This is a genomic window from Streptomyces sp. NPDC047971 (genome assembly GCF_040653355.1).
In the GTDB taxonomy this organism is placed as follows: domain Bacteria; phylum Actinomycetota; class Actinomycetes; order Streptomycetales; family Streptomycetaceae; genus Streptomyces.
In genome coordinates this window covers 1-17,855 of sequence record NZ_JBEZNW010000021.1, presented here as the reverse complement: position 1 = coordinate 17,855, position 17,855 = coordinate 1, and the positions used below count along the sequence as shown (strand labels likewise).

At 73.6% G+C, this 17,855-nt stretch carries 11 protein-coding genes; 8 read left to right on the top strand and 3 right to left on the bottom strand.

Going from position 1 to position 17,855, the window contains the following annotated elements; all coding sequences use genetic code 11:
* The first annotated feature begins 42 nt into the window (after positions 1-42).
* The 5 genes from AB0D99_RS20545 to moeZ all read left to right on the top strand — a co-directional run bounded on the left by AB0D99_RS20545 (position 43) and on the right by moeZ (position 6,386).
* Positions 43-1,662 carry a DUF3492 domain-containing protein gene (locus AB0D99_RS20545; protein ID WP_362363773.1) on the top strand — a complete coding sequence of 540 codons (1,620 nt, stop codon included), beginning with the start codon at positions 43-45 and terminating at the stop codon, positions 1,660-1,662.
* Positions 1,663-1,675: 13 nt separating this feature from the next.
* Positions 1,676-3,313, top strand: a complete 1,638-nt coding sequence (locus AB0D99_RS20540; RefSeq protein ID WP_362363770.1) for a hypothetical protein — start codon at positions 1,676-1,678, stop codon at positions 3,311-3,313.
* A gap of 125 nt (positions 3,314-3,438) precedes the next feature.
* Positions 3,439-4,407 (top strand): NAD-dependent epimerase/dehydratase family protein, encoded by a 969-nt coding sequence (locus tag AB0D99_RS20535; protein WP_362363767.1) that lies wholly within the window; start codon positions 3,439-3,441, stop codon positions 4,405-4,407.
* Complete coding sequence (locus AB0D99_RS20530; protein WP_362363764.1) at positions 4,395-5,144, top strand: spherulation-specific family 4 protein; 750 nt, start codon at positions 4,395-4,397, stop codon at positions 5,142-5,144. The genes AB0D99_RS20535 and AB0D99_RS20530 overlap by 13 nt, the downstream gene beginning before the upstream one ends.
* 63 nt (positions 5,145-5,207) lie before the next feature.
* Positions 5,208-6,386: an adenylyltransferase/sulfurtransferase MoeZ gene (gene moeZ, locus AB0D99_RS20525; protein WP_362363761.1), complete on the top strand. Its 1,179-nt coding sequence runs from the start codon at positions 5,208-5,210 to the stop codon at positions 6,384-6,386.
* Positions 6,387-6,442: 56 nt separating this feature from the next.
* Here moeZ and AB0D99_RS20520 read toward each other — a convergent pair whose 3' ends face one another.
* The 3 genes from AB0D99_RS20520 to AB0D99_RS20510 form a co-directional block, all read right to left on the bottom strand.
* Positions 6,443-7,984 carry an alpha/beta hydrolase gene (locus AB0D99_RS20520; protein ID WP_362363758.1) on the bottom strand — a complete coding sequence of 514 codons (1,542 nt, stop codon included), beginning with the start codon at positions 7,982-7,984 and terminating at the stop codon, positions 6,443-6,445.
* 50 nt (positions 7,985-8,034) lie between these two features.
* Complete coding sequence (locus AB0D99_RS20515; RefSeq protein ID WP_362363755.1) at positions 8,035-9,603, bottom strand: alpha/beta hydrolase; 1,569 nt, start codon at positions 9,601-9,603, stop codon at positions 8,035-8,037.
* Between the two features lie 180 nt (positions 9,604-9,783).
* Entirely contained in the window at positions 9,784-12,456 is a 2,673-nt protein-coding gene (locus tag AB0D99_RS20510; RefSeq protein WP_362363752.1) for a lysylphosphatidylglycerol synthase transmembrane domain-containing protein, read from the bottom strand.
* Between the two features lie 183 nt (positions 12,457-12,639).
* On the opposite strand from AB0D99_RS20510, the gene AB0D99_RS20505 reads away from it, so the two are divergent.
* The 3 genes from AB0D99_RS20505 (at position 12,640) to AB0D99_RS20495 (ending at position 17,791) form a co-directional block, all read left to right on the top strand.
* Complete coding sequence (locus AB0D99_RS20505) at positions 12,640-13,017, top strand: MGMT family protein (protein WP_362363750.1); 378 nt, start codon at positions 12,640-12,642, stop codon at positions 13,015-13,017.
* A gap of 149 nt (positions 13,018-13,166) precedes the next feature.
* Complete coding sequence (locus AB0D99_RS20500) at positions 13,167-16,868, top strand: ATP-dependent DNA helicase (protein ID WP_362363748.1); 3,702 nt, start codon at positions 13,167-13,169, stop codon at positions 16,866-16,868.
* Between the two features lie 122 nt (positions 16,869-16,990).
* Entirely contained in the window at positions 16,991-17,791 is an 801-nt protein-coding gene (locus AB0D99_RS20495) for a hypothetical protein (protein WP_362363745.1), read from the top strand.
* The last annotated feature ends 64 nt before the right edge of the window (positions 17,792-17,855 follow it).

Sequence of the window (17,855 nt, the reverse complement as noted above, 5' to 3'; positions counted from 1 at the left end):
AGCCACGGCGCCGCCAGGCAAGGGAGATCGGGGGTGTACGCCATGCGGATCGGACTGCTCACGGAGGGTGGCTACCCGTACGCCACGGGTGAGTCCAGGCTCTGGTGCGACCGGCTCGTGCGCGGGCTCGCGTCGCACGACTTCGACCTGTACGCCCTCAGCCGCAGCGCCCGGCAGGAGGAGGCCGGCTGGGTCGACCTGCCCCCGCAGGTCCGGCGCGTCCGCACGGCCCCGCTCTGGGCCCCCGAGGACGACGGCCACACCTACGGCCGACGCGAACGGAGATCCTTCGCCGGCCATTTCGGGGCGCTCGCGACCGGGATCTGCGCCGAGGCCGACGCGACGGCGGAGCGCGCCTTCGCCGACGGTCTCTACGGACTGGCCGAACTCGCCCGCGAGCGGGGCGGTCTCTACGCGGCCCTCCGCTCCGAACTCGCGGTCCGCACGCTGGAGAACGCCTGCCGCGCCCCCGGCGCACGCCGGGGCGTGGCCGACGCCACCGTGCCCGACTACCTCGCCTTCGTCGACCGGTTGGAGCGCGCGCTGCGCCCGCTGTCGCTCGACTGGTACGGCGACGACGGGCTCGGCGCGGTCGACCTCTGCCACGCCGCGTCCGGCGGATCGGCGGCGCTTCCCGGCCTGTTGGCCAAACGCTTCTTCGGCACTCCGCTGCTGGTCACCGAGTACGGCGTGCAGCTGCGCGCGCACTACCTCGCCGCCACCGACGGGCCGCTGGCCGCGCCCGTACGCGCTCTGCTCGCGGCCTTCCAGGGCCGGCTCGCCGCCGAGGTCTACCGGCAGGCCGCGCTCCTCACCCCCGGCAACACCCACGCGCGCCGCTGGCAGGAGAGGTGCGGGGCCGACCGGGCCAAGCTGCGCACGGTCTACCCCGGTATGGAGTCCGAGCGGTTCACCGAGGTCGGCGAGGACGAGGAGAGCGGCGACCCGGCGACCCTCGTCTGGGTCGGCCGCGTCGAACCCGCCAAGGACCTGATCGCCCTGCTGCATGCCTTCGCCGAGGTGCGCAAGGCCCAGCCCGAGGTCCGGCTCCGGATCATCGCCGCCCCGGTGCGCGAGTCCGGCGCGGCGGCGTACCTCGCGCACTGCCGGGCGCTCGCGGCCCAGCTCTTCCCCGACGAGGCCGCGGGTGCGCACGAGGTCGGCGAGAACCCGGTCACCTTCGAGGAGATCGGCGGACCGGAGGCCCCGACGCTCGCCGAGGCGTACGCGGCGGGCGCGGTCGTCGTCCTCTCCAGCGTCGTCGAGGGCTTCCCGATCAGCCTGGTCGAGTCGATGTTCTGCGCACGGGCGACGGTCTCGACGGACGTGGGCGCCGTCGTCGAGGTCATCGGGGGCACCGGGCTCGTCGTGCCCCCGCGCAATCCCCGGGCGCTCGCGGACGCGTGCCTCGCGCTGCTGCGCGACCCCGAGCGCCGCCACCGGCTGGGCGCCGCCGCCCGCGCCCGCGCGCTCGAACTCTTCACCGTCGAACAGAACCTCGCGGCATTTCGCGGCATCTACCTGGAACTCCTCTCCCGCGCGCCGGTGCGCCGCCATGACGCCGAGGGCGTCCCCTTCGCCCACCCGGCGGAGGCGTACGTCCCCGGCACCTGGGCGGACCGGCGCATGAGCGCCGCCGTCGCGGGAGACCCCGATGCCTGAAGGAGGCACCCCCATGCGCGGCCCCGCCGCCTCGCACTCCCACGCCGAGGCGCTCCTGGAGACGACGGCGCTGACCGTGGCCGTGACGGTCTCCGTGAAGACCGACGGGCAGCAGCCGGCGGCGACCCCGGGCTGGAGCCGCCGGACCCGCCCGGGGACGGCCGAGGGCATGCCCGCCGCGCCGGGAACGGGCGCCACCGTGCCCGGCGCGAGGCCCGCCACGACGGAGCCCGGGGACCGGCGCCGGCCCGGCACGGACCTCGACCTGCGGTCGGCCGGCGGTCCCGGGGCGGACGACGCGTCCCTGTCGGGGGCCGCGGCCCCGGAGCCGCGGCCCGGTCCGGGCGACGCCCCACGTGGTCCCGCTACCGGTCCGGTTCCGAGTGGACCCACGGCCGGGTCGGTTCCGAGTGGAGCCACGGCCGGGTCGGTCCCGGGCGGACCCACGGCCGGGTCGGTTCCGAGCGGTCCCACCGCCGGGTCGGTCCCGAGCGGTCCCACCGCCGGTCCGGTTCCGAGTGGACCCACGGCCGGTCCGGTCCCGGGCGGACCCACCGCCGGTCCGGTCCCGACCCGGGGCGCCGCCTCGCCCGGTTCCGCCGCCAAGACCCAGCGGCGGCGGTCCGCCGACCCCGTCAAGGCGCTGATGCACCGGCACCGGGAGCTGTGCGAGCGGGCCGTCGATCCGCTGGAGATCGCCGCCGGACTCGAGGCCCACGGAGTCACCGACCGGACCGCGGCGCGATTCCGGCACCGGGACGTGTTCTCGCTCGCCGAGGAGCTGTACGCGCGCGTGCCCCGGCAGGACGGGGCGCCCCCGCGTCCCGCGACCGAGGGGAACACCCCTTCCGGTTGGGCCGGGTGGACCGTTGCCGCCCTCGCGCCCGGCGCCGTCGCCGCCCTCACCGTCACCGGACTCGCCCTCACCGAAGGGCCCGTGCGCCTCGCCGTCGGCGCGGCCGGGGCCCTCGGCCTGGCCGCCGCGCTCGCCGTCGCCGTCCGGCGAGGCCCCCTGCGCGCCGCCGGCCGCACCGTCCCCGCCGCCCGCGTCTGGACCCTCTGGCTCCTCGCGTACGCGGTCGGCGGGGACGGCCTTCTCCAGCAGCTGCTCGCCGGCGGACCCGACGGCCCCTGGGAGATCACGCCCCAACCCCTCCTCGCCCTCGCCCTCGCCGTCGCCCCCGCCGCCTGGTGCGCCCGGCTCTTCGCCGTCCGGGCCCGCCGCCGGCTCACCGCCAGCCGCGGCCTGGAGGACTTCGCCGCCGGCACCCGCCCCCTGCTGCTGGCCACCGTCGCCCTCCATCTGGCCGCCCTCGCGGGCCTGTCGGGGCTGACCGGCTTCGTGCCCGGCGCCCTCGCCCTCGGTGCGCTCCTCATGCTCGCCAGGCTCCTCACCGTCCACGGCTTCCCCGAGACCGCCGCGAGCGGCCTCGCCGCCGCCTGCGCCGCCGAGGCGCTCGCCCTCGCGAGCGTCCTGGCGGGCCGCGTGCCCGGCTGCGACCTCCTCGCCGCCCCGGTCCGCGCGCTCGTCGACACCTGGGGCCCCGGCGCCGTACCCACCCTCGTCTGCGGCACCGCGGCGCTCGGCCTGCTGGCCCACGCCACCGCCGCCCTCTCCCGGGCCTCGGCCCACGCCGCCACCGGCACCTGAACCCCGGCGCACCCGCGGAGCCGACGCCGCGGGCGCACCCACCGCAGGACCCCATCCCAAGGAGACGAAAGAGACATGACCTCGCAACCCCCAGCAACGGCCGGTCGGCACGAAGGGGCCGCACGATGAGGGTGCTGCTGCTCGGAGCCAACGGATTCCTCGGCCGCTTCGTCGCCGACAGACTGCTCGCCGACCCGGCCGTGCACCTCACCGCACTCGGACGGGGCGACGACGCCGACGTACGGTTCGACCTCGCCGGCGGCAGCCCCGGTGCCCTGACCCGGTTCCTGGACGCCGTCCACCCCGGAGTCGTCGTCAACTGCGCGGGCGCCACCCGCGGCGGCGCCCGCGAGCTGACCCGGCACAACACCGTCGCCGTGGCCACCGTCTGCGAGGCCCTGCGCCGCAGCGGCTGCGGCGCCCGGCTGGTCCAGGTCGGCTGCGCCTCTGAGTACGGCCCGAGCCAGCCCGGATCCTCCACCGCCGAGGACGCCGTGCCCCGCCCCGGCGGCCCCTACGGGGTGTCGAAGCTGGCGGCGACCGAACTCGTCCTCGGCTCGGGGCTCGACGCCGTGGTGCTCCGGGTGTTCTCGCCCGTGGGCCCCGGCACTCCGGCCGGCTCCCCGCTCGGCCGTCTCGCCGAGGCCATGCGCCGCGCCATGCAGGCGGGCGACGGCGAGCTGAAGCTCAGCGGCCTCGGCGTGCAGCGCGACTTCGTCGACGTACGGGACGTGGCCCGCGCCGTCCACGCGGCCTCGCTCTCCGCGGCCCAGGGAGTCGTCAACATCGGCACCGGCCGCGCGGTCAGGCTGCGCGACGCCGCCGCCGTGCTGGCCCGCGTCGCCGGATACGCCGGGACCCTGCATGAGGTCGACGGCCCGCACGGCCCGTCCCAGCGGCCCGTCATCGGCGCTCCCCGCACCGAGACCATCGCCGAGCAACTGGCCGCCGCGCCCTACCCGTACCCCGACGGCTGCGGCGGCTGGCAGCAGGCCGACGTCCGCACCGCACGCGACCGGCTCGGCTGGCGCCCCAGGATCAACCTGGAGGAGTCGCTCGCCGACATCTGGATGGAGGCGGCATGTCGCATCTGACCACGAGCACGACCGGGGCCGTACAGACGCCGGAGCTGGGCTTCGGCGTCCCCGGCTACGCCCACCCGCTGCTCGCTCCCGTCGAGTGGGCCGAACTGACCCGTCCCGGCACCCCCCTGCACTGGGCCGTGCTCAATGTCGCCGGGGGACCGGGGGACCGGCCCGACCCGCACTGCCTGGAGGCGGCGGGCCGGCTGCGGAACGCCGGGATCCGGGTCCTCGGGCACCTGGACCTCCGCCACGGCTCGCGCGAGTTCGGCGAGATCGTCTCGGACGCCCACCGCTACCTCGACTGGTACCGGGCCGACGGCTTCTATCTGGACCGGTGTCCCACCGACCGGGCCGATCTGCCCGAGGTGAGACGCGTCACGGCCACCCTGGAGGCGGTCCTCGACGGAGAGGCCCACCTCGTCCTCGGCCACGGCACCCACCCGTACCCGGGATACGCCGAGACGGCCGACCAGCTGGTCACCTTCTCCGGGCCGTGGACGGACTACCGCTGGTCGCAGGTGGCCGAGTGGACCGCCGAGTACCCGCCGGAGAAGTTCGTCCATCTCGTCCACGGGGTGCCGCGCAGTCACCTGGAGGAGGCGATGCGGATCGCCCGCTGGCAGGGGGCGGGGACGATCTTCTTCACGGACCACGCGGACCGGACGGGACAAAGCGACCCATTCCAAACTCTGCCCGGCTACTGGGACGAAATCGTCTCGCGCATTGGACCGGGTGTCTCGGAATGAGAAGGGCCGTGGCAGTGTTACGGGGAGAACAACCGTACTGACATACCGACCAACGGAGCCCCCGTGTCGCTGCCACCCCTGGTCGAGCCGGCTGCCGAGCTCACCGTAGACGAGGTCCGCAGGTACTCCCGCCACCTGATCATCCCGGATGTCGGGATGGACGGGCAGAAGCGGCTGAAGAACGCCAAGGTGCTCTGTGTGGGCGCCGGTGGCCTCGGTTCGCCGGCCCTGATGTACCTGGCCGCGGCCGGTGTGGGCACGCTCGGCATCGTGGAGTTCGACGAGGTCGACGAGTCGAACCTGCAGCGCCAGATCATCCACAGCCAGGCGGACATCGGCCGCTCCAAGGCGGAGTCCGCCAAGGACTCGGTGCTCGGCATCAACCCGTACGTGAACGTGATCCTCCACGAAGAGCGGCTCGAGGCCGAGAACGTGATGGACATCTTCAGCCAGTACGACCTGATCGTCGACGGCACGGACAACTTCGCCACGCGTTACCTCGTCAACGACGCGTGCGTGCTGCTGAACAAGCCGTACGTCTGGGGCTCGATCTACCGCTTCGACGGCCAGGCGTCCGTCTTCTGGTCCGAGTACGGCCCCTGCTACCGCTGCCTCTACCCGGAGCCCCCGCCGCCGGGCATGGTCCCGTCCTGCGCCGAGGGCGGCGTCCTGGGCGTGCTCTGCGCGTCCATCGGCTCCATCCAGGTCACCGAGGCGATCAAGGTCCTGGCCGGCGTGGGCGACCCGCTGGTCGGCCGGCTGATGATCTACGACGCCCTGGAGATGCAGTACCGCCAGGTGAAGGTCCGCAAGGACCCGAACTGCGCGGTCTGCGGCGAGAACCCGACCGTCACCGAGCTCATCGACTACGAGGCCTTCTGCGGCGTCGTGTCCGAGGAGGCCCAGGAGGCGGCGCTCGGCTCGACGATCACTCCCAAGCAGCTCAAGGAGTGGATCGACGAGGGCGAGAACATCGACATCATCGACGTCCGGGAGATCAACGAGTACGAGATCGTCTCGATCCCCGGCGCGCGACTGATCCCGAAGAACGAGTTCCTGATGGGCAACGCCCTCCAGGACCTCCCGCAGGACAAGCGGATCGTCCTGCACTGCAAGACCGGTGTCCGCAGTGCGGAAGTCCTCGCCGTGCTCAAGTCCGCGGGCTTCGCGGACGCGGTGCACGTCGGCGGCGGCGTCATCGGCTGGGTGAACCAGATCGAGCCCGAGAAGCCGATCTACTAGACCCGTACGAGAAGGGGCCCGGACCTGACATCAGGTCCGGGCCCCTTCTCGTCGCCCTAGGAGCAGCGCGTGCCGTACTTCGGGACCGTGCCGTCCAGGAGGTAGGCGTCGACCGTCCGCGTCACACAGGGGGACGTGCCGTAGGCGCCGTGGCCCTCGCCCTCGTTGCTGACCAGGACGCCGACGCCGGTGCCCAGCTCCTTCGCCATCCGCTCGGCCCCTTCGTACGGGGTCGCCGGGTCGCCGGTCGTGCCGACGACCAGGATCGGGCCGGCGCCGCGCGCGCTCACGTCGGGATCGACGCGCTCGCCCTTGACCGGCCACTGCGCGCACCAGCCGGCCGTGTCCCAGGCCAGGAACGGGCCGAACACCGGCGACAGCTCACGGAATTCCGGCAGCAGCGCCTTCGCCTGCTCGACGGTCTTGCGCTCGGCGGAGTCGGCGCAGGAGATCGCCCGCTGGGAGTGGGACTGGGTCGAGTAGTGCCCGGAGGCGTCCCGGTCGTTGTACGCGTCGGCCAGGGCGAGCAGCTGCGCGCCGTCGCGGTTCCGGGCCTGCTCCAGGGCGGAGGTCAGCATGGGCCAGCTGCTCTCCGAGTAGAGGGTGACCGCGATGCCGGTGAGCGCCAGACCGTCGGTCAGCTGCCGGTCGCCGACGGGCAGCGGGTCGCCGTCCAGTCGCTCCAGCAGACGGGTGATCCGGGCCGTCCCCTGCTTCGGGTCCTCGCCGGTGCTCTTCAGGTAGTTGTCCAGGGCGCGCTGGAAGCCGATGGTCTGGTTGCGGGCGTGGCCCGTGGTGTCGGCGGTCGGGTCGACGACCGCGTCGAGGACGGTCCGGCCGACGCGCGTCGGGAACAGGTGGGCGTAGGCGCCGCCGAGCTGGGTCCCGTAGGAGATGCCGAAGTAGTTCAGCTTGTCGTCGCCGAGGACGTGCCGGACCAGGTCCAGGTCCCGGGCGGTGTTGCTGGTGGTGGTGTGCGGGATGACCTTGCCCGAGCGGCGGGCGCATCCGGCGCCGAAGGCGGCGCCGTCCGCATGGAAGGCGACCTCCTCGGCAGGCGTCTCCGGCGTCGCGTCGACGCTCTCCGCGGCGGCCAGCTCCTTGTCGTCCCGGCACACGACGCCGGCGCTCTGCCGGACGCCGCGGGGGTCGAAGCCGACCAGGTCGTAGCGGCGGTTCAGCCCGCTGTACTCCTGGGCCGCGCGGGGGAGGATCTCGACCCCGGAGGCGCCCGGGCCGCCGAAGTTGAAGAGGAGGGAGCCGATCCGCCGGTTCTTGTCGCGGGCCTCCTTGCGGATCAGCGCGATCGGGATCGTCTCGCCCTCGGGCCGCGTGTAGTCGAGCGGGACCCGCACCTGCGCGCAGCGCCAGTCGGCACCGGGCTCCTCGCCGCCCTCCGGGGCGGCGCAGGGCTTCCAGCCGGGGCGTTGCCCGGTGAGAGAGGCGGGGAGTTCGGCGTCCTTCGACGGCTTCGCGTCCGCGCTGGGCGGGGTCTTGCCGCTGCTCCGGGGGGTGTCGGCGGGGCCCGCGGTGCTCGTGCAGCCCGCGATCAGCAACCCGGTGACGGCAAGGACCGCCACTCGTATCCGTGTGGACAAGACAACCCCCATGATCCGGACCGAAACCGCCATCCTAGGGGTCGGCCGGGCTACTTGCAGACCGTCCCGGACGCGGGGACCTTCCCCTCGAGGAAGTACGCGTTGACGGTGTTCTGCACGCACGCGTTGCCGCCGTTGTACGCGCCGTGCCCCTCGCCCTCGAACGTCAGCTCCACGCCCACGCCCTCGCCGAGCGCGTCCACCATCGCCCGGGTGCCCGCGTACGGGGTTGCCGGGTCGCCCGTCGTGCCGAGCACCAGGATCGGGGCGGAGCCGGGCGCGGAGACGTCGGGGTGCTCCCAGGCGCCCGGGACGGGCCACTGGGAGCAGCCCGACAGGGCCCAGCCCATGTAGTCACCGAAGACCGGGGAGACCTTCTGGAACTCCGGGAGCCGTTCCTTGGCCTGGCCGAGGGTGTAGCGCTCCTCGAAGTCCACGCAGTTGATGGCCGCGTTCGCCGCCTGGATGTTGCTGTAGCTGCCGTTCTGGTCCCGGCCGTTCATGGAGTCGGAGAGGGCGAGGAGCAGCCCGCCGTCGCCACCCTCGGCCGAGTCGAGCCCCTGCTCCAGGTACTGCCAGAACTCCTTGGAGTACAGCGCCTGCGCGATGCCGTTGGTGGCCTGCGTCTGGGTGAGCTTGCGGTCCCCGATCCCGGGGATCGGGTTCTCGTCGAGCTCGTCGAGGAGGTTGATGATGAATCCCTCGATCTCGGCGGCCGTCGAGCCGGGCAGCGTGCAGGCGTCGCCACGGGCCACGCAGTCCTTGGCGAAGTTGTCGAGGGCGAGCTGGAAGCCCTGAGCCTGGCCGAGCGCTCCCGCCTCCGTGCCGGAGTTCGGGTCGACGACCGCGTCGAAGAGGGCACGGCCGACGTTCTTCGGGAACAGGTGGGCGTAGACGCCGCCCAGCTGTGTGCCGTACGAGATGCCGAAGTAGTGGAGCTTGTCGTCGCCGAGGACCTGGCGCATCAGGTCCATGTCGCGGGCCGCGTTCTCGGTGCCGACGTGGGGGAGGACGGTGCCGGACTCGTTCTCGCAGCCGGCGGCGTACTTCTTCTGCCCGTCGGACATGGTCCGCTCCTCGGCGGCGTCGTCCGGGGTGAAGTCCATCGCGTAGTAGGCGTCCAGCTCCTTGTCGGTCAGGCACTGGACGTCCGCGCTGCGGCCGACGCCGCGGGGGTCGAAGGAGACGAGGTCGTAGCGGGTGCGGAGCTTCTCGTAGTCCGGGGCGAACGACGGCAGTCCGGTGACGCCGGAGCCGCCCGGGCCGCCGAAGTTGTAGATCATGGAGCCGATCCGCTGGTCGGGGTTGCTGGTCCGGGCGCGGATCAGGGCCAGCTCGATGGTCTCGCCCCCGGGGTCGTCGTAGTCGAGCGGTGCCTCCATGAAGGAGCACTCCCAGGGGGTCCCGCCGGGCAGCGGGGAGGGCGCCGGTCCGCCGCCCTCCGCGGCGGACGGGGGCGGACAGGGGGCCCACTCCAGGTTCTGGGTGGCGAACCCGGCGAGGTCGGTGGGCGAGTCGGAGGCCGTGCCGCCACTGTCCGAACATCCGGCGGCGCCCACGGCGAGCACCATGGTGGTCGCGATGAGCAGGGCGGCACGCTGCGCGGCGGAGATCGGCATGCATCCATCGTGAGCCGAACGAACCCACCCCGCGCGGGCGGGCACCCACACGGGTGTCACGAGGGAGCCCCCGCCGGGGTCGCGGACCGTCGCACGGCGGTCGCGGGGAAGCGCGCCCCCGCCGCACGGCCGGCATCGGTCGCACGGCGTCGCCCCTCGCGGGGAAGGGCGCCCCGGCGCTTAGAGCGCGCCCCGCTTCGTCAGCCAGTTGAAGCACAGCCACCCCGGCAGTACCGGCAGCCACAGGGTCAGCAGTCGGTACAGCAGCACCGCCGGGGTCGCGACCTCGATGGGGAGGCCGACCGCGACCAGACCGAGCGTCAGCGCGGTCTCGACCGCGCCCACACCGCCCGGTGTCGGCGCCGCCGAGCCGAGCGCGTTGCCGGCGAGGAAGACGACCGCCACGCTGGCGTAGCTGAGTCCCTGGCTGTCGTGCCCGAACGCGCGGATCGAGGCGTCCAGACAGAGCACGAACACACCGGTCAGGAGCAGCATCCCGCCGATGCCCGTGAGCAGCTTCAGCGGCCTCTGGAGCACGTCCAGCATGCGTGGCACGACACCCGCGAACAGCGACCGCAGCCGCGTCGAGACGAACTTGCGCATGAAGGGGATCGCGGTGACCACCAGGACCAGGACCGCCACGGTCAGCAGACCGGCGATCACCGTCCTGGACGGGGTGAACGACTGCGACTTCTCCGTACCCGTCAGATAGCCGAAGGCCAGCAGCAGCAGGATGTGCGCGCCGAGCCCGAAGAGCTGCGACGCGCCGACGCTCGCGACCGCGAGCCCCGGCCGCACTCCCGAGCGCTGGAGGAAGCGGGTGTTCAGCGCGACACCGCCGACCGCCGCCGGGGCGACGATCTTCACGAACGACCCGGCCACCTGCGCGATCACCGTCCGCCAGAACCCGACCCGCTCCGGTACGAAGCCGAGCAGGCTCATCGCGGCGGCGATGTAGCTGAGCGCCGAGAAGAGCACCGCGGCCGCCACCCACCGCCAGTCCGCCGAGCTGATGGTGGACAGCGGAGTCCGGGCGATCTGCGAGAGCAGGAAGTACGCGGCGACGGCGCCGGCGATGAGACTGACGAGCGTGCGCGGCTTGATCCGCTCCAGGCGGACCGGCTCGACGGGCGCCTGGGGCCGGATCAGCAGCACCTGCTGGCGGATCTGCGCCAGCAGATCCTCCTCGCGGGCCTCGTCGAGCGCCTCGTCCAGGGCCCGCTTCTCCGCCTGTTTCTCCGCCTTCTCGATCTTCCGGTCGGACTTGCGGTCCGGTTTCAGGTCCGTGGTGCCCCCGGCGGCCGCCGCGGCCTCGGCCCGGGCCCGCTTCGACGCCTCCGACGCCTCGAGCACGGCCTCGCGCTCCCGCTGGGAGCGCTCGCGCGCCAGCCTCCGCAGCGTCGCCCGCGTGGAGCGGCTCAGCGCGATCGGCTGGAGCAGCGGGAGACAGTCGGCGATCGCGTCCGGGCCGAGCACGGCCACGGCCCCGGCCACCGCACGCTCGGCCCCGACCCGCAGGCCGAGGGTGGTGAGGAGCTGCGCGATGTCCATCCGCAGGATCAGGTCGCCCGCGGCGATCTCACCGCCCCGCAGATCGGTCAGGATCACCTTGCCGGAACGATCCACCAGAATCGCGTCTCCGGCGAGCCTGCGGTGCGCGATCCGGCGCGACTGCAGCGCCTTCACCTGCCGCCAGGCGCTGCGCACGAGATCGTCGGTGATCTCCTTGTCGTCCAGCGAGTCCAGGGTCCGGCCGCCCAGGTGCTCGTACACGAGCATCACGGCGTCCGGACCCAGCTCGGAGGTGGCGATCAGCTTCGGCGCGTTGGCCCCGGCGGCGATCGCCGCGTACGCGAGGAGGGCCTCCTGCTCCAGCGCCTGGCGCAGCGAGACGATCGACCGGCGGGTGGTGATCGCACGCAGGGTGATCCTGCGCCAGACCCGGTAGAAGAAGCCGTGTGCCTGCTGCTCCCGGTCCACGACGGTGACGTCGAGCGGCGGCCCGTCCTCCAGCGTGACGATGTAGCGACGGCCGCGGTCGCTGCCGTCGGTCGAGTCGGGCACGCCCGCGCCCTCGGCGCGCAGCGCCGTGACCGGCCGGAATCCGACCCGGCGCAGACCGGCCAGGAGCGTCTGCCCGGTGGGACGGACGTTGGGGGAGCCGACCGCGTACAGCGTTCCGTACGCCACGGTCCAGCCGATCAGGACGGTCAGGATGATCGAGAACGCGGTGGTGTACCCGGCGACCAGCATCGTGAACGCGTCGAGCAGCAGCACCGCCCACAGGCTCACCCGCCAGCGCGGACGGCGGGCCATGCCGACGGCGGTCATGTACGCGATGACCGGCGCGAGGTAGTTGTGGACCGGGTCGGTGAGCCCTCCGCCGGAGGCGGGCTGGGTCAGGGCATCCTGGATGGTGCCGGGCGCCGCCTTGGCGACCCAGAGGTCGGTGGCGAGGGTGACGCCGTGGGCGAGCACGGCGGCGAGGACGCCGTCGGCGATCCGCAGACCGTCCCGTTTGATCAGCCGCTCGATGGCGAAGGCCACCGGTACGAGCAGCACGGCGATGCTGGAGACCAGACCGGCGATCTTGACGAAGACGTCGGGTGCGCCGCCTGCGCCCTTGTTGATGTCCTGCTCAAGACCTGAGGTGGTGCCGTGGGCGAAGGCGGCGATGGCGATGACGAGGGCGATCGCGAGGACGCCGACGAGCAGCCTCATCAGGTCGGACGGGCGGTGCACACGGGCGGCGAGCAGCGGCTCGTCCTGCGAGACCTGCTCGTTCGGCTCCCCTTCGGGCGAGGGCAGGTCGGGGTGACCCCCCTCCTCAGGAGGCCGAGCGTCGTACCCCATCACCGTGTCCGTCTCTGCTTGTGCCGCGTGCTCGTCGTGCGACGCGTCCTGCTTTTCGAATTGTTGTTCTTCTTGGTCGTCTTGTCGCTCTTGATCTCGTATCACCAGTCACCGCCCGGACGATGGTGGCACGAAGCGGCGCCCGACGGAGGCATCAGGGCGTTGTCGGTGGGGTGAGGCAGGATGGGGCGGATGAGCGTGGAGGAGCTTCCGGAGTACGCGGAGCGGGTCCTTGAAGTCGCCGAGCTGATCCCGCCGGGCCGGGTGATGACCTACGGAGACGTCGCCGAATGGCTCGGCGACGGCGGCCCGCGCCAGGTCGGCCGAGTGATGGCCCTGTACGGCGGGGCCGTGCCGTGGTGGCGCGTGGTGCGCTCCGACGGCACGCTGCTGCCCGGTCACGAGCTGCGCGCCCTCGGGCACTACCGGGACGAGGGCACCCCACTGCGCCAGGCCGGGCGCGGCGCCGAGGGGCACGTGCCGAAGATCGACATGCGGCGCGCGCGGTGGGACGGCGTGGACGGCGCCCACCGGGATCCGCGTGCGGGAACTCACACCTGACGGCTCTGCCCACCGCCGGCCGGGCCGGGCGGCCCGCCGAAGGCACCGAGGCGGGTACGGAGTGCGGCTCGGACGCCCTCCGTTTCCCGTAACGTCGTCGTTCGCCCCGTACACCTCTCCACCTCTTCGCTCAGGACCGGTCGATCCACGTGAGTTCCTCCTCCACCACCCGGCGCACGCCGTACCAGGGGCGGACCACGGGCGCGTACCGTCTGGTGCGCACCGCCCCGGCCCAGGTGGAACCCCCTCTGCTGGACGCAGCGCAGCGGGAAGTGGTTGACCACACGGGCGGACCGCTGCTCGTCCTCGCGGGACCGGGCACCGGCAAGACCACGACGCTGGTGGAGGCGGTCGCCGCCCGGATCGAGAAGGGGACCGACCCGGAGCGGATCCTCGTCCTCACCTTCAGCCGCAAGGCCGCCGTGGAGCTGCGGGACCGGATGGCGGCGCGGATCGGCGCGCTCCCCGGCACGGGCGGTGGGCACCGGGCGGGCGGCCCGCGGCCACCGCAGGCGACGACCTTCCATTCGTACTGCTACGCCCTGATCCGCGCCCACCAGGACGCGGAACTCTTCGCCGAGCCGCTGCGGCTGCTGTCGGGACCGGAGCAGGACCTGTTCGTACGGGAACTGCTCGCTGGCCAGATCGACCTGGAGAAGGCGGGGCTCGCGGGCATCCGGTGGCCCGACGAGCTGCGCGCCTGTCTGACGACGCGCGGTTTCGCCGACGAGGTACGGGCCGTCCTCGCGCGCTCGCGCGAGCTGGGGCTCGGGCCGCGGGCGCTGGCCGAGTTCGCCCAGCGGGTGGGGCGCCCGGACTGGGGGGCGGCGGCCGGCTTCCTGGCGGAGTACCTGGACGTCCTGGACCTGCAGGGAGTGCTCGACTACACGGAGCTCGTGCACCGGGCGGTGCTGCTGTCGGAGAGCGTGACGCTGCCCGACTACGACGCCGTGTTCGTGGACGAGTACCAGGACACCGACCCGGCCCAGGTGCGGCTGCTGCGCGCGCTGGCGGGGGGCGGCCGCACGGTGGTCGCCTTCGGCGACCCGGACCAGTCGATCTACGCGTTCCGGGGTGCCGACGTGAACGGCATCCTCGACTTCCCCGACACCTTCCGGCGGCTCGACGGCCGGCCCTCGGACGTCCGGGTCCTGACGGGCTCCCGCCGCTCGGGCGCGGGCCTGCTCGCCGCGACGCGGGAACTCACCCGGCGGATGCCGCTGCCGCGCCTGCCCGGCGAGAAGGTCCGCGCCCACCGCGAGCCGGTGGCGTCGCGCGGGGGCGGCCGGGTCGAGGTGTACACGTATCCCACGGCCTCCACCGAGTCCGACAACATCGCCGACCTCCTGCGCCGGGCCCACCTGGAGGACGGGGTCCCCTGGCAGGACATGGCCGTCCTGGTCCGCGCGGGCACCACCGTCCCGGGGCTCCGCCGAGCCCTCACCTCGGCCGGTGTCCCCCTGGAGACCGACACCGCCGACACCCCCCTCCGCCACGAACCGGCGGTGACCCCGCTGCTGCTCGCCCTGCGCGCGGCGGCGACCCCGGACGCGGCCGGCGAGGAGGACGGGAGGTCGGCCGGCTCCCCCGCGACCGCCGTCGTCGACGAGGTCGCCGTCGCTGACCACGCTGTTGCGGCCGACCAAGGTGACGAGGCTGCCGCAGTCGACCGAGCCGTCGCGGCCGACCGAGCTGTCGCGACCGACGAGGGCGGCGAGGCCAACGAGGTCCACGAGGCCGCCGCAGTCGACCGAGCCGTCGCGGCCGGCCAGGACGCCGAGGCCAACGAGGTCCACGAGGCTGCCGCAGTCGACCCAGTCGACCCAGTCGACCCAGTCGTCGCGGCCGACCGGGGCGACGACGTCGCCGCAGCCGCCGCAGCCGCCGCTTCAGCCGATCAAGCCGTCGCGGCCGACCAGGCCGGTGAGGGCGGCGCGCGGACGGACGACGACGAGGCGGGTGCGGCGGGCGCCGCGGCGTGGCTCGACACCGAGACCGCGCTCACCCTGCTCGCCTCGCCCCTCGCCGGCATGGACCCCGCCGATCTGCGCCGTCTCGGCCGTGCCCTGCGCGACGAGGAGCGGGCCGGCGGCAACCAGGTGCCGCCGCCCTCCGACGTACTCCTCGCCCGTGCGCTCGCCGAGCCCGAGCGGCTCGTCGCGCACGACCAGTCGTACGCCCGCGGAGCCAAGCGGCTCGGCGAGCTGCTCCGTCAGGCCCGCAACCGCCTCGCCTCGGGCGGTACGGCCGAGGAAGCCCTCTGGCTGCTGTGGAACGGCACCCCCTGGCCCGGCCGGCTGGAGCGCGCGGCCCTGCGCGGCGGCCCGGCCGGCCGGAACGCCGACCGTGACCTCGACGCCGTCTGCGCCCTCTTCGAGGCCGCCGCTCGCGCCGAGGACCGTGTCGGCGGCCGCGGCGCCCTGAACTTCCTCGAAGAGCTCGACGCCCAGGACATCGCCGCCGACACCCTCTCCCAGCGCCAGACCCGGCCCGACGCCGTGCGCCTGATGACCGCCCACCGCGCCAAGGGCCTCGAATGGAGCCTCGTCGTCGTCGCCGGCGTCCAGGAGGGCCTCTGGCCCGATCTGCGCCGCCGCGGCTCCCTCCTCGAAGCCGACCGCATCGGACGCGACGGACTCGCCGAACCCCTCACCCCCGGCGCCCTCCTGGCCGAGGAGCGCCGCCTCTTCTACGTCGCCGCCACCCGCGCCCGCGACCGGCTCGTCGTCACCGCCGTCAAGGCCCCCGCCGACGACGGCGACCAGCCCTCCCGCTTCCTCACCGAACTGGGCACCGAGCCCAAGGACGTCCCGGGCCGCCCCCGCCGCCCGCTCGCCGTCGCCGCGCTCGTCGCCGAACTGCGCGCCACCACCGTCGACCCGGCCGCCTCCGACGCGCTCCGCGACGCCGCCGCCCAGCGGCTCGCCCGGCTCGCCGCGCTCACCGACGACGAGGGCCAGCCGCTGGTGCCGGCCGCCCACCCGGACCGCTGGTGGGGCCTGTTCGAGCCCACCCGCAGCCGGGTCCCGCTCCGCGACCGCGCCCACCCCGTCGCCCTCTCCGGCTCCGCCCTCGACCAGCTCGCCAACACCTGCGCCCTGCAGTGGTTCCTGGGCCGCGAGGTCAAGGCCGACGCCCCCGCCACCGCCGCGCAGGGCTTCGGCAACGTCGTCCACGTCCTCGCCGACGAGGTCGCCTCCGGCCGCACGCCCGCCGACCTCGACGTCCTCATGGCCCGTCTGGACTCGGTCTGGGACGGCCTCGCCTTCGACGCCCCCTGGAAGTCCGCACAGGAGAAGGAGCACGCGCGCGTGGCGCTGGAACGCTTCCTGCGCTGGCACGTCATGGACCGCGGCGGCCGAACCCCCGCCGCCACCGAGCACGACTTCGACGTGACCCTCGAAGCCGGCGCGTACGAGGTCCGGATCCGCGGCTCCATGGACCGCGTCGAGACGGACGAACACGGCCGCGCCTACGTCGTCGACTTCAAGACCGGCAAGTCCGCTCCGACCAGGGACGAGGTCGCCCACCACCCCCAGCTCGCCGTGTACCAGCTCGCGGTACGCGAAGGGGCCCTGGACGAGGTCTTCGACGGCCACCGCCCCGACCCCGGCGGTGCCGAACTCGTACAGCTGCGCCAGGCCGCCCCCAAGAAGGAGGGCGGCGAGGCCCTCCCGAAGGTCCAGGCACAGGAACCCCTCGCGGGGGAGTGGGTCGGCGACCTCCTGGCCACGGCCGCCGGCCGCGTCCTCGACGAGCGATTCACCCCCACCACGGGCCAGCACTGTGCCCACTGCGCCTTCCGGGCCTCCTGCAGCGCCCAGCCCGAGGGCCGCCACATCGTCGAGTAGCCCGTCCGCTTCGGTGTCCCCGGAGCGACGTGTCGGAGGTCACCCCCTTCGCCGTGCATCCACAGGGACCTCACAGGAGTCGGACTGTCCCGGGGGTCAAGAGAAACCACTAGGAGAGCAAAATGCGGGCCAACAGGAAGATCTGGGTCGCGACGATGGTCTGCGCGGCCGCCGTCGCGGGTGTGACGGGCTGTTCCAAGGGCGGCGACACCAAGGCCGACGGGGACAAGAAGGAGCCTGCGGCGTCCGCCACCACGACCCAGGCTCCCGTCGACCCCTTCAAGGGCCTCGACGCCGACGCGATCGCGGACCGGGCCGTGACGGCCATGAAGGGCGCGCCCTCGCTGCGCATGATCGGCGACGGCAAGGCCGACGGTCAGCAGATGAAGATCGACCTCGCGGTCGACGACAAGAGCGCCTGCGTCGGCAAGATGACCATCGACGGAGCCACCGCGGACCTCCTGCAGGCCAACAAGGTCATGTACATGAAGGGCGACGACAAGTTCTGGCAGAGCATGGCCAAGAGCGAGGGCGCCCCGGCCGAGGAGGGCGACGCCATGGCCGAGCTCCTCAAGGGCCGCTGGATGAAGATGTCCGACGGGAACGCGGGCGAGCTGGCCGACATGTGCGACCTCAACAGCCTGATCAAGGAGATGGACAAGGACAAGTCCGAGCGGAAGGGCATGACCAAGGGCGCCGACGCCGAGGTCGACGGCCTTCCCGCCGTCACCCTGACCAAGAACAAGGGCAACGGCGAGACGCTCACCTGGTACATCGCCAAGGAGGGCGAGCCCTACGTCCTCAAGACGGTCGAGGCCGGCGGCAAGGAGCCCGGCACGCTCGTCTTCTCCGACTTCGGCAAGCCCGTCACGGCCACCGCACCGCCGGCCGACCAGGTGATGGACCCGTCGAAGCTGGGCTGACGCGCCCGCTCGACGTGGGGGGGGGGGGGGGGCCGCCCGCGGGGGCGGCGCCCCCCGGGCGCGC